Raw genomic sequence first — 23,858 nt, forward strand, 5'->3', positions numbered from 1 at the left:
TCAGCTGGTCGCGCCGTTGATGACCGCGGTGGGGATGGCACCTGCCTGGACGCCCCAGTTCTCGGTGATCGCCTTGTACTGGCCGTTGTCGATCAGGAACTGCACTGCCTTCTGGATGGCCTGCGCAAGTTGCGAGCCCTTGGCGATCGGGTATCCGTACGGCGCCGAGTCGAACACTTCGCCGGCCGCCTCGATCTTGCCGCCGGCCTGCTTGATCGCGTAGGCGGTGACCGGCGAATCCGCCGACATCGCGTCCACCCGACCGAGCACGAGCGCGTTGGTCGCCTCGGACTGATCGGTGAACTTCACCTTCTCGATGGCCGGCTTACCGGCATCGGTGCACGCCTTGCTCTTCGCGGGGATCTCGTCGGTGTCCTGCACGGTCGTGGCCTGCACGGCAACCTTCTTGCCGCAGGCGTTGTTCGGATCGATGTTCCCACCGGCCTGCTGCGCCCACTGCGTGCCCGCATTGAAGTAGGTGACGAAGTCGACCTGCTGCTGCCGCTCCAGGTTGTCGGTGAACGACGACATGCCGATGTTGAACGTCCCTGCCTGGATCGCGGGAATGATCTTGTCGAAGTCGGCTTCCTTGTAGACCGGTGTCACGCCGAGCACCTTGCCGATGGCGTTCATGAGATCGACGTCGAAGCCGATGATCTCGCCGCTGCTGTTCTTGAACTCGTTGGGTGCGTAGGGAACGTTCACGCCGACGATCAATTGCCCGGACTGCGCGATCTCCGGCGGCAACAGTGCCGCGATATCGGCCTGCTTCTCGACATCCACGGAAATCGGTTGGATTGCGGAACTGCCACCATTGCCCTCTGTGGACTCGTCATTGGAGCAGCCCGCCACCACAAGGGCGATCACGGCCAAGAGCAGCGTGAGAATTGCCGGCAGCCTCATCGCTGCCGGACGGATCGATCGCAGGTCGCGCATCACAAAACCCCTTCGTGCCCCGATACTCAGAGCAGGTAACCAACCGAAACTGTCGTGTCCCCCGGCGTCTGAACTTACTGCCTGCGGTCGCACTTCACCGGTCGGTTACGAAAGATTAACCGGCGGAGCCGATCCCGACAGCCAGATGAGCGATCGCTCGCTCGCCGTCGTGGGCTCGTTCGATCAAGCGACCTGGAAGACCCATGCCCGCGGGAACGTGAGGTTTCCGTTGGTGCCCCATTGGTATTCCCGCGCCATCCCCATGCCCGCGTAGCGCTGCAGATGGGCGACCATCGCCTCCCGCGTGTTCACACCCGAGGAGATGCCCGCCAGCATGATGGTCGTCAGATCGTAGGCTTCCGACGCGAACACCAGTGGCTCGGCCTTGAACTTGTCACGGTAGGCCGCAAGGAATTGCTCCGACGACGGACCGCAGTTGCACGCCACCAGAGTTCCCTTCGCGGCCGGGCCGGCTGCCTCCACGAACAGCGGGTTGAAGATTCCGTCGGACCCGCCGACGAACGTGGCCGAGACACCCGCGTCGCGCATCTGCCGCACCAGCGGCGCGGCCTCCGGGTAGTTGCCTCCGTAGAAGACGGCGTCGGGAGCGACCGCTTTGATGCGTGCCACCTGCTGGGCGTAATCCGTGGACCCGGCCTTCAGAGTGAGGTTGCAGTCCGCCGCAAGTGCCGATCCCAGGTTCGCCGCCACCGACGGCGACAGGGAACCGGACAGGTCCGTGTCGTCGCCGACCACACAGACTTTGGAGAATCGCCGGGTTTTGGCCAGGTAGTTCGCGATGGCGAACCCGAGTTCATCGTCGGAGATGGTGCCCCGGAAGAAGGTGCGCCATCCGTCGGTGCCCAGCTTCGGCGATGTCGTCGAACCGCTCGCAAAGGCCAGGCCGGCTGCGTTGAACGCCGGGCCCATGCCAAAGGCCTCGCCCGAGGTCCACGGACCGATGACACCGATGACCGAGGGATCACCGATGATGCCGGGAGTCAGCCTCGCCGCCTGTTCCGGATCTCCCTGGGTGTCGACCTCGCGCACCGTCACCGGACAATCGGGATTAGCGTCGTTGTGAGCCTGCACGGCGAGCGCCACCCCGTTACGCGTGCCGGCTGCACGAGTGGCGCGCTTGCCACTGAGCGGTCCGGCCCACGCAATCGTCGTCGGCGCACATTTCGCGTCTCCCGATCCACGTGGATCCAGCGCTTGACTCACGTCATGCGCGGCCGGGCTACCGTCGACGGCGACCTGCGTGATCGGCATGAACACACCGGGGCCAACCGCCCGTGATGCCTTGGCCTCGACCTCGGACTCGTCATCCGATCGGAATCCGTACACACCGGCGGCGACGACCAGCGCCGCCACGATCATTGCGGCAATGCCCCCTGCCCACAAAGCCTTTCGCCGCTTCTTGCGCGGTGGTGGCGGTGGTTGGGACGGCCACGAGGGATGTGGTCCGGGACCCGAGGGTGGTCCGAACGGGCCCAGTGGTTCGCCGGGCGTCGAGCCGGGTCCCGATGCTCCTCCGGGGCCGCACCCCATACCGGCCACCGAAGCGGCCCTACTCGCCCGCATCGACGTCGGGACGGCGGCCGGATTGCTGTCGTCCCCGCGACCGGACGGTGGCACCACCACCTGGGTCGCCGTGACCGATGCACTTGGATTCATGACCTGTAGACCGGCGGCGAAGTCACGTGCGAAGTCCGAGCACGACGCGTAACGCGCGGCGGGATTCCTGGCCAGGGCACGCTGGACGCACGGGTCGATCGGCGCCAGTTCTGGCGAGACCTCCGACGGCGACATCGGTGGCTTGCTCAATTGTGCCGCGATCAGACCCGCCGGGTGCTCGGCAGTGAAAGGCGCTCTGCCGGTGAGCAATTCGAACGTCGTGGAGGCCAGCGAGTACTGATCGGCACGGTCGGTCGCCGACGTCCCGTCGAGCACCTCGGGTGCCGCATAGCGGAATGTGCCGATGAAGGCGGACGTCGCCGTCAGACGTGCACCCGACATGAGTCGGGCGATTCCGAAATCGAGCAAGACCACCCGCTCGAGCGATCCCGTGGTGGCATCTCGGGTGACCATGATGTTTGCCGGTTTGACGTCGCGGTGGACGACTCCATGGCGATGCGCGTAATCCAGCGCGTCCGCGGAATGCGACACGACCACCCCGACCTCGTCACGAGTCAGTCGCTGGGTCGACGCCAAGTCGGTGCCATCGACGTAGTCCATCGTGAACCACGGCATGCCTTGCTCGACCCCGTAGTGGTAGATCGTCACGATGCCGGGATGTTTCAGGGCGGCCGCCGTCCTCGCCTCGCGAGTGAATCGTTCCTCGAACTGCGGGTCTCCGTGGTCGACGGCGATCAACTTCAGCGCCTCGAGCCGGCCAAGATGTGGGTGCTCGACCAGATAGACCTGACCCATCCCGCCCTGACCGATGGGCCGAACGACCCGATAACCTGCAAAGATACGTCCCGTTTCGAGTATCACGGGGCCTCCACTGGGCATGACGATGCGGATACTCGACACGTCACAGCCATCCGCCCTAACTGTGATGGCCATCACCTTAGGGTCGGGTCGCAGTTCACCACCCGATCAGTGGCGCGGATTCAACCATGTGGCCGACCCCCCTTGAAGTTTCTCGATTCACCTTCAACTGTTCGCCCCGGAAGCGGACACTGACGGGCCCGATCTCAGTCACCGGCTGTCGGTCGTCGCGTTCCGCCGAACGCGACGCCAGGAACACGCGCCCACAAAAGTAGGGGAAGAAGCTTCTTCCCCTACCCTTGGAGTCCTCCCCCAGAAAATCCTCGCGGACGACTCCGAACCCCGGGGAAGAAACTCTTCCCCTAGATTTCGCGGGCACGGCACTAACGTATTTGCCCAGTTCAGCGCCGCGCGGTCACCGAACTCTTCGAATCAGTGCGCCGCGTCGTCCCAGGACCGACCGAAGCCAACCGACACCTCCAAGGGCACCGACAACTCGATGGCGCTACCCATCTCCTCACGTACCACGGCCTCGATCGCATCGCGTTCACCATTGGCCACTTCGACGACGAGCTCGTCGTGCACCTGCAGCAGCATGCGCGAATCGAGCTTCTCCGCGCGAACCCGCTTCTGCACGTTGATCATTGCAACCTTGATGATGTCTGCTGCAGTTCCCTGGATCGGCGCGTTGAGGGCCATGCGTTCGGCGGACTGTCGACGCTGCCAATTGTCGCTGTTGAGGTCGGGCAGGTATCGGCGACGACCGAAAAGCGTTGCGGTGTACTCGTTTCGGCGTGCCTCCGCCACGACGTTGTGCAGGTAGTCACGGACCCCACCGAACCGGGCGAAGTACGCTTCCATCTGCTCCTTGGCCTCGTCACGGGAGATCTTCAGCTGCGCGGCGAGACCGAAGGCACTCAGCCCATACGCGAGGCCGTACGACATCGCCTTCACCCGATGCCGCATCTCCGTGGTCACCTCGTCGATCGGGACGCCGAACGCCCGCGAACCCACGAAGTTGTGCAGATCCTCCCCGGTGTTGAACGCCTCGATGAGCCCGGCATCCTCGGACAGGTGCGCCATGATGCGCATCTCGATCTGGCTGTAGTCGGCGGTCATCAGGCAGTCACTCTCGGCGCCCGCTACACCGGGCCCGCTCGCTACGCTCCCGGCGCCCACAATAAAGCCCTGCCGGATCTCCCGACCAGCCGCCGTGCGGACCGGGATGTTCTGCAGATTCGGCTCGGTCGACGACAGGCGTCCGGTCGCGGCGATCGTCTGGTTGAACGTGGTGTGGATACGACCGTCGTCGGCGACGGATTTCAACAACCCGTCGACGGTGACCTTGAGTCGGGTTGCGTCGCGATGCTCCAGCAGATGCGCGAGGAACGGATGCTCGGTCTTCTCGTACAGCGCCTGCAACGCGTCGGCGTCGGTGGTGTAGCCGGTCTTGGTCTTCTTGGTCTTCGGCATGTCGAGCTTGTCGAACAGCACGGTCTGCAGTTGTTTAGGCGATCCAAGGTTGATCTGCTCGCCGATCACGTCGTAGGCAGCGTCCGCGGCGACCCGAATCCGTTCGGCGAAGTTCTGTTCGAGCTCCTCGAAATGTGCGACGTCGACGGCGATTCCGGCCGCCTCCAGATCGGCGAGCACAAACGCCAGCGGCAGTTCCATGTCGGTCAGCAGGGGCCGCGAATCGATCCGGTCGAGCTCGGTGTCCAGGGTGTCGGCGAGTTCCGCGACGGCACGCGCCTCGAGCATGTGCTGTTCGGCCAGCTTCGCGGCACCGCCGTCGTCGTCGAGCAGCGACAACTGCCCGTCGTCGGTGGCCGTGTCGTCGCGCAGTTCCCGCCGCAGGTAGCGCAAGGCCAGATCATCGAGGTTGAAGGTGCGCTGACCGGGCCGGACGATGTAGGCGGCCAGTGACGTGTCGCTGGTGACGCCGGCCAGCGCCCAGCCACGCGACGCCAGTGCGTGGATCGCCCACTTCACCTCGTGCAGCGCCTTGCCGACGGCGTCGTCGGCCAGCCACTCGGCCAGCGCACGCTCGTCGTCGGGGTCGACCGCACTGGCATCGATGTAGGCCGACGTACCGTCGGCAGCGGCGATCGCCAGACCGGTGGGATCGGCCCCCACCACGACGTGCGGTGCGGTCACGGCGACTCCGCTGCGGCCAGTGCGCGCATGAGTGGTCAGCCAGTCCGACACCTCACCCGGCGCCAAGATCGCGCCGTCCAGGTCGAATCCGGATTCCGCTTCTGGCTCAACAGAACTCAATGTCGAGAACAGCCGGTCGCGAAGAACCCGGAATTCGAGATCGTCGAAGAGCTGATGAATGCGGTCACGATCCCATCCGACCACGGCCAGCTCGTCGGGCGTCGCAGGCAATTGCATGTCCCGGACCAGTTCGGTCAGCTGACGGTTGGTCTGCACCGACGCGAGATGCGCGCGCAGGGCGTCGCCCACCTTGCCTTTCACCTCGTCGACGTGGTCGACGAGCGACGCAAGCGAACCGTACTCACGGATCCACTTCGAGGCGGTCTTCTCCCCCACTCCGGGGATGCCGGGCAGGTTGTCGCTCGGATCGCCGCGCAACGCCGCGTAGTCCGGGTACTGAACCGGCGTGAGCCCATACTTCTTCTCGACCTCTTCCGGGGTGAAGCGGGTCAGATCCGACACACCCTTGCGGGGATAGAGAACGGTGATTCGCTCGTTGACCAGCTGCAGCGAATCGCGATCACCGGTCACGACGAGCACCGAGAATCCCTCGGCGTCGGCCTGGGTGGCCAGCGTCGCGATGATGTCGTCGGCCTCGTATCCCTCGATGGCCATCACCGGGATGCCCAGCGCATCGAGGACTTCCTTGGTGAGGTCGACCTGCCCGTTGAACTCGTCGGGCGACTTGGATCGTTGCGCCTTGTACTCCGGATACATCTCGGAGCGGAACGTCTTGCGCGACACGTCGAAGGCCGCGGCGACGTGCGTGGGTTCTTCGTCGCGCAAGAGGTTGATGAGCATGGACGTGAAGCCGTACACGGCGTTGGTGGTCTGGCCGGTGGCGGTCTTGAAGTTCTCCGCGGGAAGCGCGAAGAACGCCCGGTAGGCCAGGGAATGCCCGTCGAGGAGCATCAGGACCGGCTTACGGTCGGTCGCCTTGCCACGAGTCGCGGATCGGGCGGGGCTGGAACTCTGCGCGGGGCTCACCTCTCAAAGTCTAGTGATGCGCCCCGACAGCCTGAGCGCCCATGCACCTCACGGCATGGGCCGATACATCAGCCACACCGTCGGACCGTCGAACGGCAGGACGACCTCCTCGGTCACCCGGAATCCGAACCGCTCGTAGAGCGGCAGATTGCGCTCGTTGGAACTCTCCAGATACGCCGGCGCGTCGATCTGCGACAGGCGTTGTTCGAGCAGCGCGGTCCCTGCTCCCAAACCTGGAGCAGCGGCACCGAGTTGACCGAGGTACCAGTGTGGCTCCTTGGGACGCCGTTTCATAAAGGTCTGTTCGAGTACGATCCCCCGACCAATCCGCGGTCCGAGGGCACGAATGAACCACAACGAGGACATCACCTGCCCCTTGGCGCTGATCGTGTGCCCGGGCGGGTCCCAGGCCGCCGCTCCGATGGTGGCGCCGTCGCGGACGGCGAGTTCCAGCGTGGCGGTCGGGCCGTGCACATTGCGCAACAGCGTATGGAAGATCATCCGGTGACGACGCGCGTCGGGCTGTATCCACAGCATGACCGGGTCGTCTGCGAACGCCTGCGTGAGCACTCGCTCAACGGTGTCCAGATCGGTCGCGGTATCCACTGTGACGTCCACCATGGCATCGACAGTACTCATCGACGACGGTGCGTTCGGTCCTCACGCCACGCCGAGGTACGCCTCTCGCACCGCGTCGTCGACCAACAGCGCTTTGCCCGGCCCCTCCTTGGTGATGGTCCCGGTTTCCATGATGTAGCCGCGGTCGGATCGGCTCAGCGCCTGCTGAGCGTTCTGTTCGACCAGCAGGACAGTGGTGCCATCGGCGTTGATCTGCGCGATGATCCGGAAAATCTGTTGAATCACCATGGGCGCCAACCCCATCGACGGTTCGTCGAGCAGCAAGAGCGTGGGTCGGGCCATCAACGCGCGACCGATTGCCAGCATCTGCTGCTCGCCGCCCGACATCGTGCCACCGTATTGCTTGCGTCGCTCACCCAGACGTGGGAACACGTCGAATACGTGGTCGAGCGCCTCTTTGTAGGCGGCCTTGTTGGGGAATTTCCTTCCGTAGCAACCCATGTCGAGATTCTCCAGGACGGTCATCCCCGGGAAAATCCGACGCCCCTCCGGTACTTGGACGATCCCACGGGCCACCCGCTCGTGCGGCGACCACTTCGTGATCGATTCACCGTGGAAGCGGATGTCTCCGGCGCTGAGTTTGTTGAGCCCGGAGACGCCGCGCATGGTCGTCGATTTCCCCGCCCCGTTGGCACCGAGCAGCGTGACGAGTTCGCCCGCGTTCACGTGCAACGAAATCCCGTGCAGGGCACGGATACGTCCGTAGTGGATGACGACGTCGGTCAGTTCGAGGACTGGCGTCCCGTTGTCGGCGGGCGTGGCTTCCGCGGTCGCTGCGTCCGACTCGATGGTGTTCGTTGTTTCGGAGTCGTCGTGCTCAGGCGATCTCGTCATCGGGAACTCCTAGGTAGGCGGCAACGACGGCAGGATTGTCGCGGACCTCGCGAGGACTGCCCTCGGCGATCTTGCGTCCGAACTCGAGCACCACGATCCGGTCCGTCACGCCCATGACCAGCCGCATGTCGTGCTCGATGAGCAAGATCGTGTATCCGTCGTCGCGAATCTTCTTGATCAGTCCCATGAGCGCCGTCTTCTCGCTCGGGTTGAAGCCGGCGGCCGGTTCATCGAGGCAGAGCAGTTTGGGTTCGGTCGCGAGTGCCCGCGCGATCTCGAGACGCCGCTGATCGCCGTAGGGCAGATTGGACGCCTTCTCCGCCGCACGCGGTCCGATGCCCACGAACTCCAGCAACGCCATGCCGCGATCGACTGCATCGCGTTCTTCACGGTAATGGCGTGGTGTGCGGAAGATTCCCCCGAAGACCGACGTCTTGTGTCGGGCGTCGGTGCCGACACACACGTTCTCCAGCGCCGTCATCTCACCCCACAGCCGCACGTTCTGGAAGGTGCGCGCGATTCCGCGGCGAGTGATCTTGTGCTGCTTGAGTTTTCCGAGTGGCGCCTGATCAAAGGTGATGATTCCCTTGGTGGGCCGGTAGACACCGGTGATCGCGTTGAAGCAGGTGGTCTTGCCCGCACCGTTGGGTCCGATGAGTCCGAGGATCTCGCCGCGCTTGATGTCGAAGCTGATGTCGTCGAGTGCGGCCAGCCCGCCGAACTCCACGGTGAGACCCTCGACCTTCAGTAGCGTCTCACCCTCTTCGGCAGCGATCTCGCGTTGCGGCGCAACGGCTTCGGCAACGGCTTCCGGATCGGCAAGAGCGGGGTCGACGTCTGCTGGGTTCACCACCACGGTGGCCTCGACGTCGGCGTGGGCTTCTGCCAACTGCTCGGCGAGGTCGGGTGTCGAGGGCGTCTGTTCTGGCTCGTCGGGCAAGCGGTGCGTCATGCGCGGGCCTCCTCACTGCCCGACGGTGCGGGCGCTGGTGTGCGCCGCGCAACCGAATACACTTGCCGACCGAAGGTGATCAATCGTGCTCGGGCCGGGAACAGCCCTTGCGGGCGGAAGATCATGAGCACCACGAGTGCGAGCCCGAAGAAGAGGTACTTGTATTCACTCAGCGCCTGCCCGCCGACCTCGACGCCCTGAACACGCGCAGGCAGGTACACGATGATGAACGCACCGGCGATGACCCCGAGCTTGTTTCCCTGACCGCCGAGGACGACGGCGCACAGGAACAGCATCGAGTTGATGACCGTGAACGCTTTGGGATCGATGTACTGCACTTGACCCGCATAGACCGCCCCGGACAGCCCGCCGATTCCCGCACCGATGACGAACGCCCAGAGCTTGTATTTGAAGGTCGGCACTCCCATGATTTCTGCGGCATCCTCATCCTCACGGATGGCGACCCACGACCGGCCGACGCGACTGCGCTCGAGATTTCCGACGACGATGAGCACGATGATCACCGCGACTATCCCAAGCCAGTACCACCACACGCCGTAGTTGAGGTCGGTCCTGTTGTTGGCGGTCGAGAACACACCGCCTGGGCTCTCGTCACTGCGGCCGAGTTCGGGGTACAGGACGCCCTGCAGGCCCGACGCCCCGTTGGTGACCTCGGTGAGATTGTCGGCGAGCAGTCGCACGATCTCACCGAAGCCGAGCGTGACGATGGCCAGGTAGTCGCCGCGCACACGGAGGGTCGGCGTGCCCAGGATGAGCCCGGTGACACCGGTGATCACGATCGCGAGCGGAACACACGCAAGCCAGGCCCAGGGGCCCGAGAAGAACCCATGGTCTGGGCTGTTCCACAGCGGACTCGACGGACTGGTCATCAGCGCAACGACGTAGGCACCCACTGCGTAGAAGCCGACGTAGCCGAGGTCGAGGAGGCCGGTTTGTCCGACCACCACGTTGAGGCCGATGGCAATGAGCGCGGTCATGGCGAACGTCGCCATGACCACTCCGAAGTTGGTGGCCGTCGTGGTGATCAGCGGCGGATTGATGACAGGCAGCAGCGCCAGGAGAAGGATCAATGGCGCACCGACCAGCCACTGCTGTACGCGCGGAAGTGCCTCCCACCACGTGCGGATCGCGTCGCCGAGTCCGTGGCGCTCGGGGGCCTGGGGCGTTGTCGTGCCGACCGGTTGCGTCGTCATACCCTCGCCTTTCCGAGCTTCTCACCCAGAATGCCCGTCGGACGGAACATCAGCACCAGGATCAGCAATGCGAAGGCCACCACGTCTTTCCATTGATTGCCGAACAGCACCGATCCGTAGTTCTCCATCACGCCGAGCAGCAGCCCACCCAGCAGAGCTCCGCGGACATTGCCGATGCCGCCGAGGACCGCGGCGCAGAACGCCTTGATGCCCAGGATGAACCCGCCATTGAAGATGATCCCGTTCGGGACACGCAGCGTGTAGAGCAGTGCTGCCGCACCGGCCAGAAGACCACCGATCAAGAAGGTGAGCAGAATGACCCGGTCCCGCGACACGCCCATGAGCAGGGCCGCATCCGGGTCCTGCGCCACCGATCGAATCCCGCGCCCTAGCCGGGTGTTGTTGATCATGAAGTCGGTGCCCAGCGCCAGAATCACGGCCGAGAAAATGATGACCATCGTCAGGTTGGTGACCGGGGCTCCGAAGATCGTGAACTGTTCGACCGGCGCGACCAAGCGAATTGTCGGCTGAGCCGACGAGCCGCCCAGCGGTGGCTCGACCGGGGCCTTCGGCAGCACGTAGTGCACGAATTCCTGCAAGACGAACGACATGCCGATGGCGGTGATGAGGAAGGCCAACGGCTTGGCGTTTCGCCGTCGCAGCGGCCGATAGGCCACGAACTCCAACCCCATGGCCGCACTGCCGGACACGATCATGCCGAACAGACCCGCCAGCACCAGATAGACCACCGTCATCAACGTGCCCTCGGCGTACGTGTTGCCGGACGGAGTGAATCCCAGCAGCAGCAATCCGACGTAGGTGCCGAACATGCCGAGCATGAAGACCTCGGAATGCGCGAAGTTGATGAGCCGCAAAACGCCGTAGACAAGCGTGTAACCGACCGCCACCAGGGCGTACACGGAGCCGTACGTCAGGCCCTCGATGGTCAGATACCAGAAGCTGTCGACAAGCGATCCGACGTCGAATCCAATGGTCGACGCCACCGCTGTTGTCGTCTCGGCCACCAGGTAGGTGGTGGTCATTCGTCCCCTTCAGCCGTCATCGTTCACGGGTGTACTTCACAAACACTCGGTGCGCCCGAACGCCGGTGGGCGGCACGGACGCACCGAGTGTTTGGTTGATGCGTTACTTGACCTCGTACACCCAGATCAGCGATGTCGAGAGCTCGCCGTTGGTCTGCCACGAGTACTGACGCGCAAGACCCGCGCCCTTGTATTGCCCGATGTACTGCAGGAGCTTCGGTCGGGTGGTGTTGCCCTCCTCGATGCCCTTCATCATGATGGCCGCGATGTCGTAGGCCTCGACGGAGTAGACGCCCGGAGCCTGGTTGAACGCCGACTGGTACTCCTGCGCGAACTGCGAGGGAGCAGGACCACACGGGCACGACAGGTAGGCACCCTTCGCCGAGTCGCCCGCCTGCGCGGTGAACTGCGGATCGTTGGCACCGTCACCCGACACGAAGGTCACGTTCGGGGCTGCGGTCTTCAGCTGCTGTGCGAGCGGCGCTGCCTCCGCGTAGTACCCCGCGTAGAACACCGCATCCGGTTGTGCCGCTGTAACTTTCGAGATGACCGCCGAGAAATCGCGCTCACCCTTCTTCACATCGCCGGAGCAACTGGCGTCGGCCTTGGCGCCCAGCGCCTCGGTCACCGCATTCTCCAGGCCCGCGCCGTAGTCGGTGTCGTCCTTGATGACGCACACCTTTTGCTTGCCGAGCTTGCCGGTCAGGTAGTTGGCGACGGCGGGACCCTGCACGTCATCGTTCGCCAGCCCGCGGAAGAAGGTCTTCCAGCCGTTTCCAGTGAGGCCCGGATTGGTGGCCGACGCCGTCACCGACACCAGCCCGGCCTGATTGAAGATGCCGCCGGTCGCCTTGGTCTCGCCCGAGAAGGCAGGACCGATCAGTCCGATGATCGAATCATCGTTGGTGATCTGCGGGGCTACCTGAGTTGCCTTCTGCGGATCGCCTTCGGTGTCGAAGGTCTTCAACGTGATCTGGCAGTTCGGGTTGGCCTTGTTGTGCTGGTCGACGGCCAGTTGAGCGCCGTACTTGATGTTGATGCCCAGAGCCGCATCGGCACCCGTGAGGGCACCGGCCATCGCGATGGTCGCGGGCGCACAGGTCTGGCCGCCGGGTTCGGCGGGATTGAGCGCGTTGGCCTCCTGTACCGCGGGCTGTTCCTCGCCTGCGGTATTGATCTGGGCCACAGGCGAGATCGTCAGTCCTGAGCCGGCAGATCCACTGGATTCAGATCCCGAATCCGTGGATTTGCTACTACATGCCGAAACGGCGAGTACAGCTGCCAGCGTCGTCGCCAGTGCAACTGTCGTCACGCGACGGTGCATTGTTCAGTACCTCTCTCCAAGAGCCGGCCCGACCCCGCGGTCGAGAGATCTGCTGAGCAGACCTTGAGAAAACATAGACCGCCCAAGCGCTGGGTGCGATGGATTGGGCGCAAACTCCCACGACAAACGCGGTGAGGTTTTCCCAGAATTTACGAGGCTCGCAATTCGCTCAGCCCTGGGGACCGAGCGTCTCCACGACGACTTGCGCCACCGCCTTCATCGTCGTCCGACGATCCATCGCTGCGCGCTGAATCCACTTGAACGCCTCGGGTTCGGACAAGCCCTGTTTTTCCATCAGCAAGCCCTTGGCCCGCTCGACGACCTTGCGTGTCTCCAGACGGTCGTTGACCGTCGCGACTTCACGCTCGAGCATCTTGAGTTCTTGGTAGCGACTCACCGCGACCTCGATCGCCGGGACCAGATCAGCCTTGGTGAACGGCTTCACCAGATATGCCATCGCGCCGGCGTCGCGAGCCTTCTCGATGAAATCGCGCTGGCTGAATGCCGTCAGCATCACCACCGGCGCCAACCGTTTCTGGGCGATCTCGGTGGCCGCGTCGATCCCGTCGCGGATCGGCATCTTGATATCCATGATCACCAGGTCGGGACCCAGGCTCTCGGTGAGTTCGACGGCCGCCTGACCGTTGGGCGCCTCCCCCACGACGTCGTAACCCTCTTCGCGAAGCATCTCGATGAGGTCCATCCGAATCAGCGAGTCGTCCTCGGCGACGAGCACCTTGTGTGCCGTCGTCGCACCGTCGGCATGTGCCTTGACGCTGTCGGTCACCGTCACTTCCCCTCCTCGATGTCGGCGACCCCGCAGGTCGGGCCGCCGAGCAAGGCCCGGCAGCACGGAGGTCGATGGTGGCAGAGTACCGGGTGACGTGCCCACCGGCCGATCATCTAGAGTTGGCTGTTGCAACCGGCACCGTCGCGCGCATGCCCTCGTAGCCCAATTGGCAGAGGCAACGGATTCAAAACCCGTCCAGTGTGAGTTCGAGTCTCACCGAGGGCACCAGAAAGACCAGTTCAGAGCCTTAATCGGCATCGCCGACGAGGCGCAGACCCTTCTCAGTCCGCAGCTGGTCCGCAGCAGAATCGAACGAGTCCGCAATCCGGTCCAGGTCATCCGGGAACAGGTGCCCATATCGGTCGAGCGTGAGGGTCGCAGTTTTGTGCCCGAGCAGCGTCTGTAGGACCTTCACGTTCCCACCTGCCTGTATCGCCAGCGACGCGCACGTGTGGCGCAGCTCGTGCGGTGTGAGTCCCTTCTCCCCTATCGCCTCGGCCGCGGTGTCGAACACCCAGCGCACCTGCCCCTCGGTCAGCCAAGAACCCTCACGGCCCGGAAACACCAACTCGCCAGCGCCCCGCACGCCGATCTCGGTCCTCAGCAGCGGAACGAGGAACTTCGGCACCGGCACCTTGCGGCTGGTCCGATTCTTCGGCGCTCCCTCGACCTGTCCCTGCCCGGTCACGTAGGTGACCGAGCGACTCACCGTGATACGCCGAGCCTTGAGGTCGACCGACCCGACGCGCAGCGCCGCCGCCTCACCGAAACGCAGGCCGCAGTACGCCAGCACCAGGACGAAGGTGCGGTAGTGGCCTGACGCCACCGCGAGCCGGTGAGCCTGCTCGTGCGACAGGTAGCGCTGCTCGACCTCGGTCCTGTCCGGGAGGTCGATGCCCTCGGCAGGATTGACTGCCAGATACTTCGACCGCACCGCGAACTTCATCACAGCGCCGACGACCTGGTGCGCCTGAATCACCCGCGAGGCAGACAGGCCGCGCTTGGCGAACCGAGTCGACCCACCCTTGACCGACAGCCCCGAGACCCACACCTGCATGTCGTCGTAACGGACGTCCCGCAGCGGCACATCTTCCCAGCGCGGAAGAATCACCGTGTCGAGCAGACTCCGGTATCCCGCAACGGTTTTCGGCTTGCGATTCGCCTTCGTCGCAATCCACTTCTCGGCCACCGCCCCGAACGTCTGCGTCGACAGGTCGGGGTCGGTCCACGTGCCGGTGACCTGACCCGAAATCTCTTTGTTGAGCCAGTTCTGTGCGTCTGCCTTGCGCCCGAAGCTCTTGGTGCGCTCCCGGCCATCATCAGCGACATATCGCGCCATCCAGCGCAGACCTTTGCCATTGCGAGCGGTCGGCACCCTGGTCTCGTTGTTGTCGTCATCGCGGACGGTTTTCGTCCAACGGTCCTCGACGCCCGCCCGCCTATTGCGTCTCATCTCCACCGTCATCCTTCTTCGTTTTGGCAGCATCGAGGTACGAATTGAGGCTGCCCCACACGTCGTATCCCAAGGCATCTTCGGCCGCGTTCATGCTGGCAGCGAATGTTCGCCCCCTGCGCTCATGCTCGTCTGCCTTCTGGTCACCAAGGGTCACCGAATCAGGGATTTCGAACTGGGACGCGGCGTGGATCGCATTCATGGCCCTGTAGGCGTGCTCGTAAAACTCCGGCCCGATGGCCTTGAGGTCTTCCGCACCAACGAAATCCAGACCGTCGAGCCCACTGAACGCCGCATCGACCTCGCCCATATACTCCGCAAGCCGCCACTGAGAGCGTCGGCTCACTTCAACGACCTTCCGGATGGGGTAAACCAGGTCGTCCTCGGTGCGTTCCTTGAGTCCCAGAAGCCAATCGACCGAAACATCGAAGAGCTTCGCGATGCCGGCCGCTTCGTCAATCCTCACCGCCCGGTCGCCGGCCTCAATTTTCGCAATAGTGGTCGAGTGCATCGGAATCCCGTTGTCCGTCAACATCTTTGCCATTGCGCTCTGTGACCACTCCCTGCTCTCGCGCTCGGTTTTGAGCCTCTCCCTGAAATAGACCTCGGTGCGTTCACGTCTTCCCATATTCGCAACTCTACTGTTTTCGCATTGACCAACACAACCACCGCAAACTACAACGGTGTTAGTTCCAATTCGGGAACACTGCGAAATCAGAAAGGAACGAACCGTTGGACAAGGACTATCTCGACGCCAACGAGCTGGAAGGGATGACCGGCACGCCCGCAAGCACGTGGCGCTACTGGGCACACATCGGCGACGGACCTCAAAGCATCAAGCTCGGCCGCCGACGCGTGTGGAAGAAGTCGACCGTCCTCGACTGGCTGGCAGCGAAGGAGAGCGCTTAGACATGACCGACCTAAAAGGGAACGGCCCCGCTGGTGACGGGGCCGCTCAGACATCCAAGGCGTGGACTTACCGAGAGCATAGCGCAGCGATGCGACGTCGCCGAGCCGCCGCGCTTCGGCTCGAACCAATCCGGTGCCCTGCCTGCCAGGCGTGGCACCGGGACCCGCTCGAACACCGTTGCACCGGTCCTCGGCTGCCGGTCAACGACTGCCCGCAGCACGGCATCGTGCTCGGCGCGTGCCCGTTCACCCATGACTGCGGGTGCGAAGACCCGATGCGCAAAGGCCACCGCAATGACACGTGCACCCAGCTCGGCGAACTCCCGCCGCCACGCGTCGGACCTGGGAGCCGCCGCCGATGACCGGATGCATCCCACCTAAGGGTACGGTTGCAACCCAACGCCCTGACCTGCACGTTTACAACGGCGCATCCGAAGTGCAGCCGGCCCCTGAACCTGACGAGGGTGTCAACCCGGATGCAACCGAGATGCACGACCAATGCGGCTACGTCGATGTCGCGGCACTCCTCGACGACGGCATACCCGAGCCGCCAGCTCCCGGCATCTGCAAACGCCGCGACGGCACAGGCATCTTCTACGCCCGCCAGTACAACGTCGTGTTCGGCGACCCCGAATCGGGCAAGACTCTGCTGTGCGACTTCGCGACCGTCGAGGCCCTGGCAGAAGGTGGCCGTGTGCTGCGCCTGGACCTTGACCACAACGGTCCCGAGTCCACCGTCAGCCGGCTCATCGACTTCGGAGCCGACGAGGACACACTGCGCGACCCCGACAGATTCCTCTACGTCGAACCCGTCGACCGTGTGCAGATGGCTCGCATCGTCGAGCACATGGAGACCTGGCAGCCCGTCCTGGTCATCGTCGACAGCATCGGTGAACTCATGCCGCTCTACGGCGCAGGCAGCAACTCAGCCGACGAATTCACCGACGTGCACACACGAGTCATCAAGCCACTGACCAGAACTGGCGCGTGTGTCGTCGCCATCGACCACCTGTCGAAGGGAGCCGACTCCCGCAAATTCGGAGCCACCGGCACCGCAGCCAAGAAGCGCGCCATCGGCGGCACTTCCATCCGGGTCACCGTCGACAGCGCATTCACCCCCGACAAAGGCGGCTCGGCATACCTCGCCATCCACAAGGACAGGCACGGCGGCCTACGCCGCCGATCACCAGGTGGAGACCGGGAACCGTTGGCCGGCAAGTTCACCATCCTCGGCGACGAACGCTTCATCAGCGCCCCGGACGCCAACGAACGCAACCCCGCCGAACGTGCCGACCCCGAGGACGTAGCCGCAATGGACGCCCTCGAACCACCACCCAAGTCAGCACGAGACGCACGAGAACGCCTGAAGTGGAACGACTCTCGCACACGCCTCGCCTACAGGAACTGGAAGGACCTGCAATGACAACCGGAACTATCCGCCGCCAGCCAGACGGCGAACTCTACATGGACGACCAGGCCACAGCCCTGCTGTTCGGCGTCGACATGGACACCATCACCTTCGTGTCGAAGAGGAGTGGACGAGCAGCGATGAACCTGCCCGACCAACTCCGCAAGGCTGGCATCCGCAGGCGCAAGGAATACGAGGCCATGACCGGCGACCCCAACCCGGACATGCTCGGATGCCTCGTCTACCACGCCCACCTCGAAGGCATCGGCCTCATCTACGACAACGGCGAAGGCGACCTCATCACCCTCGTCGAACCCACCAACCAGGAGGACCAGTGACCACGCCAGCCGACATGCCCGACGTCGCCGCCTACACCACGATCAGCCGCACCGAACACCGCAGACTGCAGCACACCGCAGCCAAGCGCCTCGAAGGCATCGGCCGCAAGGTGCGGCTGATGGACCCCGACAGCCTGATCCTGCTGCACCAGGCCCTCGACGACTTCCACGACGAGTCACGCGAACTCCGAGCCGAACAGGAGCAAGCATGACCGCCAAACCCTGCATCGTCTGCGGCACACCGGCATTCGGCACCCGCTGCCCCGACCACCGACTGCCAGACCACCAGCCACCGGCCAGCGCACGCGGATACGACACCGCATGGCGAAAACTCTCCGCACGCGCCCGCCGACTACAGCCGTTCTGTTCGGACTGCGGAGCCGTCGACGACCTCCAAGCCGACCACAGCCCCGAAGCATGGCAGCGCAAAGCCGCGGGCAAGACCATCCGGCTCCAAGACATCGACGTCGTATGCGGACCATGCAACCGGACCCGAGGCGCAGCACGCACCAACGGCAAGCTCCTGACCAGGGGGGATGCCCCAACCGAAGCGGACCACTACCGCGCGGCCAAGCCGCAGAGGGCAATGAAGGCCGGTGCTGATGCGCTCGGGTAACAAGGGGCGACTCGAGAATGCCGAGGTGCCGCTGCCTTTTCGGCCTCGTACCGACGTGGAGTCGGAGCGGTTCCTGAAGTTCTGCGAGAAGTTCTTGCGGGTGCCGAAGGGGACCGGTGCGAAGAAGGTGTTTCGACCGCGGGATTGGCAGGTCGACATCGTGTCGGACGTGCTCGATTCGGGTGCTCGCACGGTTGGCATCATGCTCCCGCGAGGCCAGGGCAAGACGACGCTGACCGCCGCCATCGCGCTCTACGTGTTCTTCTGCTGGGGAGAGGCCGCGAACGTCGTGTGTGTCGCGGTAGATGAACGGCAGGCCGGTCTGCTGTTCAACGCGGCCCGCCGCATGGTCGAGCTGTCCGACGACCTGTCGAGCCGGTGTTACGTGTATGCCGACCGCCTCGTGTTGCCGCTGACCGACAGCACGTTTCAGGTTCTCCCGGCCTCACCGGCCGCGCTGGAAGGGCTGGAATACGTGTTCGCGGTGGTCGACGAGGCCGGTGTGGTCAAGCGTGATGTTTTCGAGGTGGTGCAGCTCGCGCAGGGCAAGCGGGAGCGGTCGGTGCTTGTCGCGATGGGCACTCCGGGACCGGACCCGAACGATCAGGTGCTGGTTGACCTCCGCAACTACGCCGCCGAGCATCCCGAGGACACGTCGCTGCGGTGGCGCGAGTACAGCGCGGCCGGTTTCGAGGACCATCCTGTCGACTGTCCGCACTGTTGGCAGCTGGCGAACCCGGCCCTTGACGACTTCCTGCATCGCGACGCGGTTACCGCGCTGCTGCCTCCGAAGACACGAGAGAGCACGTTTCGGCGGGCACGCCTGTGCCAGTTTGCGACTGACACCGACGGTGCGTTTCTGCCGGCTGGTGTGTGGGACGGACTGTCGACCGGCCAGCCTGTCCCGGATGGTGTCGAGGTGGTCGTGGCGCTCGACGGCAGCTTCTCCGATGACACGACCGCGCTGCTTGTCGGCACCGCGACGACCGAACCGCATTTCGACAAGCTGCGGGTGTGGCAGCGGCCACCGCGTGACGACTCGTATCGGGTGCCGGTCGCCGAGGTCGAGGACGAGATCCGCAAGGCGTGCACCCGGTGGCGCGTCGTGGAGATCATCGCCGATCCGTTCCGTTGGACTCGTACGCTGCAGGCTCTCGAATCCGAAGGGCTGCCGGTCGTCGAATTTCCGCACAGCCCAGCACGGTTGACTGCCGCGACTGGCGACCTGTACTCGGCAGCGCTGAACGGTCGCATGTCGCATTCCGGTGACACGACGCTCGCTGAGCATGTCGCGGCCGCGGTCATCACCGAGGACGCCCGCGGTATCCGACTCAGCAAGTCCAGCCGCTCCCGAGCGGCCCGAAAGATTGACCTCGCCGCGTGCTTGGTCATGGCTCACTCGCGCGCCACCTGGCGAGCAACCCACCAAAAGCGAAAGAAGACAAGGAGTTTCAAATGACTGAACTACTCACCACACTGCTGCAGAAGCTCGAAGAACCATCGGCCCGCTACGCCGACCTCGAACGGTACTACACCGGCCGGCAGGCGCTGGCGTTCCTCGCTCCCGAGGCCCGCACCGCGCTCGGAGACCGCTTCGGCCGCATGGCCTCCAACATTCCGCGCTTGGCGGTCACCTCGCTCACCGAACGACTGCGGGTCATCGGCTTCACCGGAGTCGACATCTGGGACGACTGGCTACGCAACGACCTCGACCAAGAATCTGGGATCGCGCACCGCGAGGCCCTACTGCTCGGCAGCTCGTACGTGATCGTGTGGGCCGACCGCTACGGCCGGCCGAAAGTGAGCATCGAATCGGCACGACAGGTCACCACCCTGCACGACCCCGGTACCCGCACCATCACCGCTGCGGTCAAACGCTGGGAAACAGCGAACACGACCGAGGCGGTCCTGTACCTGCCGAACGAAATCGTGCGGCTACGCGCCGAGCAGACCGGCGCAACCCCGAACGGCCTTAAGGTCGTCGAGTCGCTGGCGAACCCGCTCGGCGTCGTCCCGGTCGTCCGGTTGCTCAATGCCGACCGACTACCGCTCGTGGACAACGTGTTTCGCCACGACTGGGGGTCATCGGAGATTGACGACCTGATGCCGCTGGTCGACGCCCTCAACAAATCGCTGACAGACATGATGGTCACGAGCGAGTACGTCGGCCGGCCGCGGCGTTGGGCCACCGGAATCGAGCTCGAAGAGTCCCCGGTCCTCGATGACGACGGCAACCCGACCGGCGACACCGAAGCGGTGAACCCGATCCCGGAGGGTGACCGGGCGATGATCTCGGAGAACCACGAGGCGAAGTTCGGTCAGCTCGATGCCGCGCGCCTCGACGGGTACGAGGCGGCCGTCCGGGTACTGCTTGGCCAGATCATGGCGGTCTCAGCGCTCCCCGCCCACTACATAGGACAGTTGGCCGACACTCCGGCATCGGCCGATGCGCTGCGGGCTGCTGAGGCGTCGCTGACCGCGAGAGCCGAAGCCCGACAGCAACAGTTCGGTCGGTCCTGGGAGGACGTGGCGCGGCTGATCGTCGCGGTCCGCGATGGTGCCGACCCGCTGACTGTCGACTGCCGGGTCTCGTGGGCTGACGCCGCGACCCGCAGCGTCGCGCAGGAGGCCGACGCGGTGGTCAAGCTGTACTCTGCGGGTCTGCTCCCAGCCTCGTATGCGCTGCAGCGTCTCGGCTACGGCGACGACGAGATTCGAGCCATCAGCGCGGCCCGACGAGCCGACAGCCTCGACGTCGCCGCGATCGACCTCGGCAAGCTGGTCAACTGATGGCCGGCTACCAAGAGTCGCTGACCGCGCTCGCCGCGGGAGCAGTCCGCCAGGTCGTCGCCGCCTACCTGTCATTCCTCGACGGCCTGCTGACCCGTGACGAGACCGTGCGCTACATCGCCTCGGCTATCGCGGTCGCCAACGGTCGCGCTCGAGCGCTCGCCGACGTCGCAATGGCTACCGAGGTCATGGCGCAGCTCGGCGAAGCCGTCCCGGTCCAGCCGTTGGAGCGGGTGGACGACACCGAACGTCTGATCCAGGCCGTAACCACCATCTTCGACGAGAGTGAACCCGAGGTCGTCGACCTGGACACATCCACGGAGACGACCGCACCTGCGGAACCCGCGCCGCGGGTCCGGGTCCGGCTGGAGCGCCTTGCCAAGAGTGAGCCGCTGGAGCAGGCAGCCGACGCGGCATCGGAGGCGCTGGCGAAGACACCTCAGGTGACCGGCTGGACCCGGCAACTGTCGGCGAACGCCTGCCAGCTCTGCCGGTGGTGGTGGCGCGAAGGCCGCATATGGCCGGCCGAACACCCCTTTCAACACCACAAGGGTTGCGCCTGCACACCGAAACCTGTTGTCACAGATCAGATTCAAGAAACCCGCTACACCAAGAAACTGAAAGGAATCCGATGACCGAGAACATCGAGCCCGAACCGCAAGAGGTCGACGAAGGTAGGGCACCAGCTCCCACCCCTGACGACGAAGGGGTACACGACAGCGTGCAGCCCGACGACGAACCAGAGACCTTCCCTCGCAAGTACGTGGAGGACCTCCGGCAGGAGAACGGCAAGTGGAGGCAGAAGGCTCAGCGCGCCGACGACCTCGCGACCCGCCTGCACGCTGCGCTCGTCGCCGCTGACGGCCGGCTCCAGGACCCCACCGACCTGCCGTTCGACGAAACCCACCTCGACGGCGACAACCTCACCACGGCCATCGACGAGCTAATCGTCCGCAAGCCTCACCTGAAAACCCGCCGCGTTCTCGGAGACGTAGGGCAAGGTGAAACAACCTCGACCAGCTCGGTCGATCTCGCCGCGCTCATGCGCGGCGGCAGATGATGGAAAGGTGACAAATGCCGGAGGAACGGAACTGGGTTGAGACGCCACACTACGACTTCGATCGGGATTGGCATATCAGCGGCGTCATGGAAGGCGACATCGTCAACGGCAAGAGCCTTGAGAGTCTTGCAGGTCTTGGAACCGGCTGGATGATCGTCGGCCTAAACATCTATCCACCTCGTGCGAGCGCGGATAGCTGCGACTCAAAGGGAGTCGTGCACGTCCACGCCGTCAACACGGAAGAACTCGGCCTCGACACGTACGAGGCTGTCCAGCGGTACGGTGCCGAGCACGGCGGTCTGCCGGTTACGGACATCTTGCTCCACGACGTTTCGTTACAGGATGTCTTGAGACAAATGGCGAAAATCCACATCCACATACGCGGGCATGGGCATGCGAACCTGAAGCTGTACGAGGTCAAGCGGACCGACTTTCCCAACATCGAGTACACGTGAACTAAACTCGCTGCGTTATCATCGAGGGGACCGGCCTGGTGCTGGTCCCCTCGAATCGTCCTGGTGGCGAAGGTGAACCGAATCCCTTCCCTCACTAGGAGACCCGCGTGACCACGCAAACCACTGCCACGTTCCCCACCCTGCAGCAGACCGAAATTCAGTCGCTGCTCGTCCAGCCCCTCGAATCCGAGAGCGTCTTCCTCGCCTCCGGTCCGAAGATCATCGACACCAACGGCCCGATCCGAATCCCGCGCGTAGCGTCCGGCCTCACCGTCGGATTCGTCGCCGAAGGCGGAACCATCCCCGAATCGAGCGTCGGGCTCGACGAGGTGACCATGCTCCCGAGCACCCTCAAGAGCCTCAAAGTCATTTCCCGCGTCACGGCCGAAGTGCTCCGCAGCTCCGCAGCCGCGCTCGATTCCATTCTGAAGCAACGCCTTTCGACCGACACCGCCGCCGCCCTCGATGCCGCGCTGTTCACCGGCACCGGCAGCTCCAACACCATCAAGGGACTGCTCAACCAGACCGGAGTCGCGACCGGCACCCTCGACGCCGACGACTCCGACAGCCTGCTCGACGGCATCGGCGTGGCACGCGCCAACGAGGTCAAGCCCAACCGCTGGTTCCTGTCGCCGGCCGACTACCTGTCGGTGCGGAAGATCAAGGACGCTGACGGCCGCTACATCCTGCAGCCGGACCTCACCGCCACCGGTCAAGAGGTGTTGTTCGGCGTGCCGGTCACCATCACCAGCCGAATCCCGACCGGTAAGGCCGTCCTCGCCGACATGAACCTCGTCGCCGTGGCGCGCGACATGTCGCCGAGCATCACCATCGACTCGTCGCGCTACTTCGACACAGACGAGACCGCGCTGCGCGTCGTGTGCCGGTACGACCTCGCGCTGCTGCAGCCCAAGGCGGTCACCATCCTCACAGCGTCGGGCAGCTGATGGTCGACGGGCAAGCCGTCGCCGACTTCCTCGGCCGTGGCAGCGAAGAAGCCCTCGCAGCGATGGCCGAACAACACGCGGCCATCGTGACGGCGATGGCGCAGGCATACACCCGCGGGGGAGGCTTCACAAACGGTGAGCCGACCGACGACGTGGCCGCGGTCATCACGACCGCGACCGCACGCCTGCTCACCAACCCGGGCCAGCTCGACACCGACGACAGCATGGGGCCGATGCGCGTCGTGATCCGGGGCAGCTTCACCGGATGGACGCTCGCCGAGCTGTTCGTCCTGAACCGCTACCGGAAGCGGGCGCAATAGACCTGGTGGGCGTCAAGCCCGACCATTCGGGCAAGGGCGGCCAGGACCGCAGTCCAGGGCGCTGCGCGAGCCCAACCCCTGCGCCCACCGGACACGACGAGACCCCGGCAGTCGCAAGCTGCCGGGGTCT

The 23,858-nt window shown here is 64.5% G+C and carries 24 protein-coding genes and 1 tRNA gene; 13 read left to right on the forward strand and 12 right to left on the reverse strand.

What is annotated here, in order from left to right; all coding sequences use genetic code 11:
• The 10 genes from MKW15_RS02095 to MKW15_RS02140 form a co-directional block, all read right to left on the reverse strand.
• Complete coding sequence (locus tag MKW15_RS02095; RefSeq protein WP_240855676.1) at positions 1-936, reverse strand: ABC transporter substrate-binding protein; 936 nt, start codon at positions 934-936, stop codon at positions 1-3.
• A 183-nt stretch (positions 937-1,119) separates the two neighbouring features.
• Positions 1,120-3,435, reverse strand: coding sequence for a bifunctional serine/threonine-protein kinase/ABC transporter substrate-binding protein (locus MKW15_RS02100; protein ID WP_240855677.1), 2,316 nt, complete (start codon positions 3,433-3,435; stop codon positions 1,120-1,122).
• Between the two features lie 429 nt (positions 3,436-3,864).
• Positions 3,865-6,636 carry a DNA polymerase I gene (gene polA / locus MKW15_RS02105; RefSeq protein WP_240855680.1) on the reverse strand — a complete coding sequence of 924 codons (2,772 nt, stop codon included), beginning with the start codon at positions 6,634-6,636 and terminating at the stop codon, positions 3,865-3,867.
• A gap of 48 nt (positions 6,637-6,684) precedes the next feature.
• A complete protein-coding gene (locus MKW15_RS02110) occupies positions 6,685-7,257 on the reverse strand; it encodes a GNAT family N-acetyltransferase (RefSeq protein WP_240855682.1) in 573 nt (190 codons plus the stop codon).
• Positions 7,258-7,296: 39 nt separating this feature from the next.
• Complete coding sequence (locus tag MKW15_RS02115) at positions 7,297-8,109, reverse strand: ABC transporter ATP-binding protein (RefSeq protein ID WP_240855684.1); 813 nt, start codon at positions 8,107-8,109, stop codon at positions 7,297-7,299.
• Positions 8,093-9,061: an ABC transporter ATP-binding protein gene (locus MKW15_RS02120; RefSeq protein WP_240855686.1), complete on the reverse strand. Its 969-nt coding sequence runs from the start codon at positions 9,059-9,061 to the stop codon at positions 8,093-8,095. Before MKW15_RS02120 ends, MKW15_RS02115 begins: the two co-directional genes overlap by 17 nt.
• Positions 9,058-10,275 (reverse strand): branched-chain amino acid ABC transporter permease, encoded by a 1,218-nt coding sequence (locus tag MKW15_RS02125; RefSeq protein WP_240855688.1) that lies wholly within the window; start codon positions 10,273-10,275, stop codon positions 9,058-9,060. The genes MKW15_RS02120 and MKW15_RS02125 overlap by 4 nt, the downstream gene beginning before the upstream one ends.
• Positions 10,272-11,318, reverse strand: coding sequence for a branched-chain amino acid ABC transporter permease (locus MKW15_RS02130; protein WP_240855691.1), 1,047 nt, complete (start codon positions 11,316-11,318; stop codon positions 10,272-10,274). Before MKW15_RS02130 ends, MKW15_RS02125 begins: the two co-directional genes overlap by 4 nt.
• A gap of 103 nt (positions 11,319-11,421) precedes the next feature.
• The gene (locus MKW15_RS02135; RefSeq protein ID WP_240855693.1) at positions 11,422-12,642 is read right to left on the reverse strand and encodes a branched-chain amino acid ABC transporter substrate-binding protein; all 1,221 of its coding nucleotides are present in this window, start codon (positions 12,640-12,642) and stop codon (positions 11,422-11,424) included.
• Positions 12,643-12,811: 169 nt separating this feature from the next.
• Positions 12,812-13,435 (reverse strand): ANTAR domain-containing response regulator, encoded by a 624-nt coding sequence (locus MKW15_RS02140; RefSeq protein ID WP_240855695.1) that lies wholly within the window; start codon positions 13,433-13,435, stop codon positions 12,812-12,814.
• Between the two features lie 148 nt (positions 13,436-13,583).
• Here MKW15_RS02140 and MKW15_RS02145 point away from each other — a divergent pair.
• Positions 13,584-13,660 (forward strand) — tRNA-Leu (locus tag MKW15_RS02145).
• Between the two features lie 19 nt (positions 13,661-13,679).
• Here MKW15_RS02145 and MKW15_RS02150 read toward each other — a convergent pair.
• Both MKW15_RS02150 and MKW15_RS02155 read right to left on the reverse strand, forming a co-directional pair.
• Positions 13,680-14,891, reverse strand: coding sequence for a tyrosine-type recombinase/integrase (locus MKW15_RS02150; RefSeq protein ID WP_462476162.1), 1,212 nt, complete (start codon positions 14,889-14,891; stop codon positions 13,680-13,682).
• Positions 14,872-15,513: a helix-turn-helix transcriptional regulator gene (locus MKW15_RS02155; protein ID WP_240855698.1), complete on the reverse strand. Its 642-nt coding sequence runs from the start codon at positions 15,511-15,513 to the stop codon at positions 14,872-14,874. Before MKW15_RS02155 ends, MKW15_RS02150 begins: the two co-directional genes overlap by 20 nt.
• A gap of 104 nt (positions 15,514-15,617) precedes the next feature.
• Here MKW15_RS02155 and MKW15_RS02160 point away from each other — a divergent pair, with 104 nt between their 5' ends.
• The 12 genes from MKW15_RS02160 to MKW15_RS02215 all read left to right on the forward strand — a co-directional run bounded on the left by MKW15_RS02160 (position 15,618) and on the right by MKW15_RS02215 (position 23,728).
• Complete coding sequence (locus MKW15_RS02160) at positions 15,618-15,794, forward strand: helix-turn-helix transcriptional regulator (protein ID WP_240855699.1); 177 nt, start codon at positions 15,618-15,620, stop codon at positions 15,792-15,794.
• 358 nt (positions 15,795-16,152) lie between these two features.
• The gene (locus MKW15_RS02165; protein ID WP_240855700.1) at positions 16,153-17,217 is read left to right on the forward strand and encodes an AAA family ATPase; all 1,065 of its coding nucleotides are present in this window, start codon (positions 16,153-16,155) and stop codon (positions 17,215-17,217) included.
• Positions 17,214-17,540: a hypothetical protein gene (locus tag MKW15_RS02170; RefSeq protein WP_240855701.1), complete on the forward strand. Its 327-nt coding sequence runs from the start codon at positions 17,214-17,216 to the stop codon at positions 17,538-17,540. The genes MKW15_RS02165 and MKW15_RS02170 overlap by 4 nt, the downstream gene beginning before the upstream one ends.
• On the forward strand, positions 17,537-17,752 hold the full coding sequence (locus tag MKW15_RS02175) for a hypothetical protein (protein ID WP_240855702.1): 216 nt from the start codon (positions 17,537-17,539) through the stop codon (positions 17,750-17,752). The genes MKW15_RS02170 and MKW15_RS02175 overlap by 4 nt, the downstream gene beginning before the upstream one ends.
• A complete protein-coding gene (locus MKW15_RS02180) occupies positions 17,749-18,156 on the forward strand; it encodes a hypothetical protein (protein WP_240855703.1) in 408 nt (135 codons plus the stop codon). Before MKW15_RS02175 ends, MKW15_RS02180 begins: the two co-directional genes overlap by 4 nt.
• The gene (locus tag MKW15_RS02185; RefSeq protein WP_240855704.1) at positions 18,143-19,615 is read left to right on the forward strand and encodes a terminase large subunit domain-containing protein; all 1,473 of its coding nucleotides are present in this window, start codon (positions 18,143-18,145) and stop codon (positions 19,613-19,615) included. The genes MKW15_RS02180 and MKW15_RS02185 overlap by 14 nt, the downstream gene beginning before the upstream one ends.
• Entirely contained in the window at positions 19,612-20,946 is a 1,335-nt protein-coding gene (locus MKW15_RS02190; protein WP_240855705.1) for a phage portal protein, read from the forward strand. The genes MKW15_RS02185 and MKW15_RS02190 overlap by 4 nt, the downstream gene beginning before the upstream one ends.
• Positions 20,946-21,581: a hypothetical protein gene (locus MKW15_RS02195; protein WP_240855706.1), complete on the forward strand. Its 636-nt coding sequence runs from the start codon at positions 20,946-20,948 to the stop codon at positions 21,579-21,581. The genes MKW15_RS02190 and MKW15_RS02195 overlap by 1 nt, the downstream gene beginning before the upstream one ends.
• Positions 21,578-22,006, forward strand: coding sequence for a hypothetical protein (locus MKW15_RS02200; RefSeq protein ID WP_240855708.1), 429 nt, complete (start codon positions 21,578-21,580; stop codon positions 22,004-22,006). The genes MKW15_RS02195 and MKW15_RS02200 overlap by 4 nt, the downstream gene beginning before the upstream one ends.
• 14 nt (positions 22,007-22,020) lie before the next feature.
• Positions 22,021-22,461 (forward strand): hypothetical protein, encoded by a 441-nt coding sequence (locus tag MKW15_RS02205; protein WP_240855709.1) that lies wholly within the window; start codon positions 22,021-22,023, stop codon positions 22,459-22,461.
• Between the two features lie 107 nt (positions 22,462-22,568).
• Complete coding sequence (locus MKW15_RS02210) at positions 22,569-23,408, forward strand: phage major capsid protein (protein WP_240855712.1); 840 nt, start codon at positions 22,569-22,571, stop codon at positions 23,406-23,408.
• Complete coding sequence (locus MKW15_RS02215; RefSeq protein ID WP_240855714.1) at positions 23,408-23,728, forward strand: hypothetical protein; 321 nt, start codon at positions 23,408-23,410, stop codon at positions 23,726-23,728. The genes MKW15_RS02210 and MKW15_RS02215 overlap by 1 nt, the downstream gene beginning before the upstream one ends.
• The last annotated feature ends 130 nt before the right edge of the window (positions 23,729-23,858 follow it).

This window comes from Gordonia gummivorans (assembly GCF_022513585.1).
Taxonomy (GTDB): domain Bacteria; phylum Actinomycetota; class Actinomycetes; order Mycobacteriales; family Mycobacteriaceae; genus Gordonia.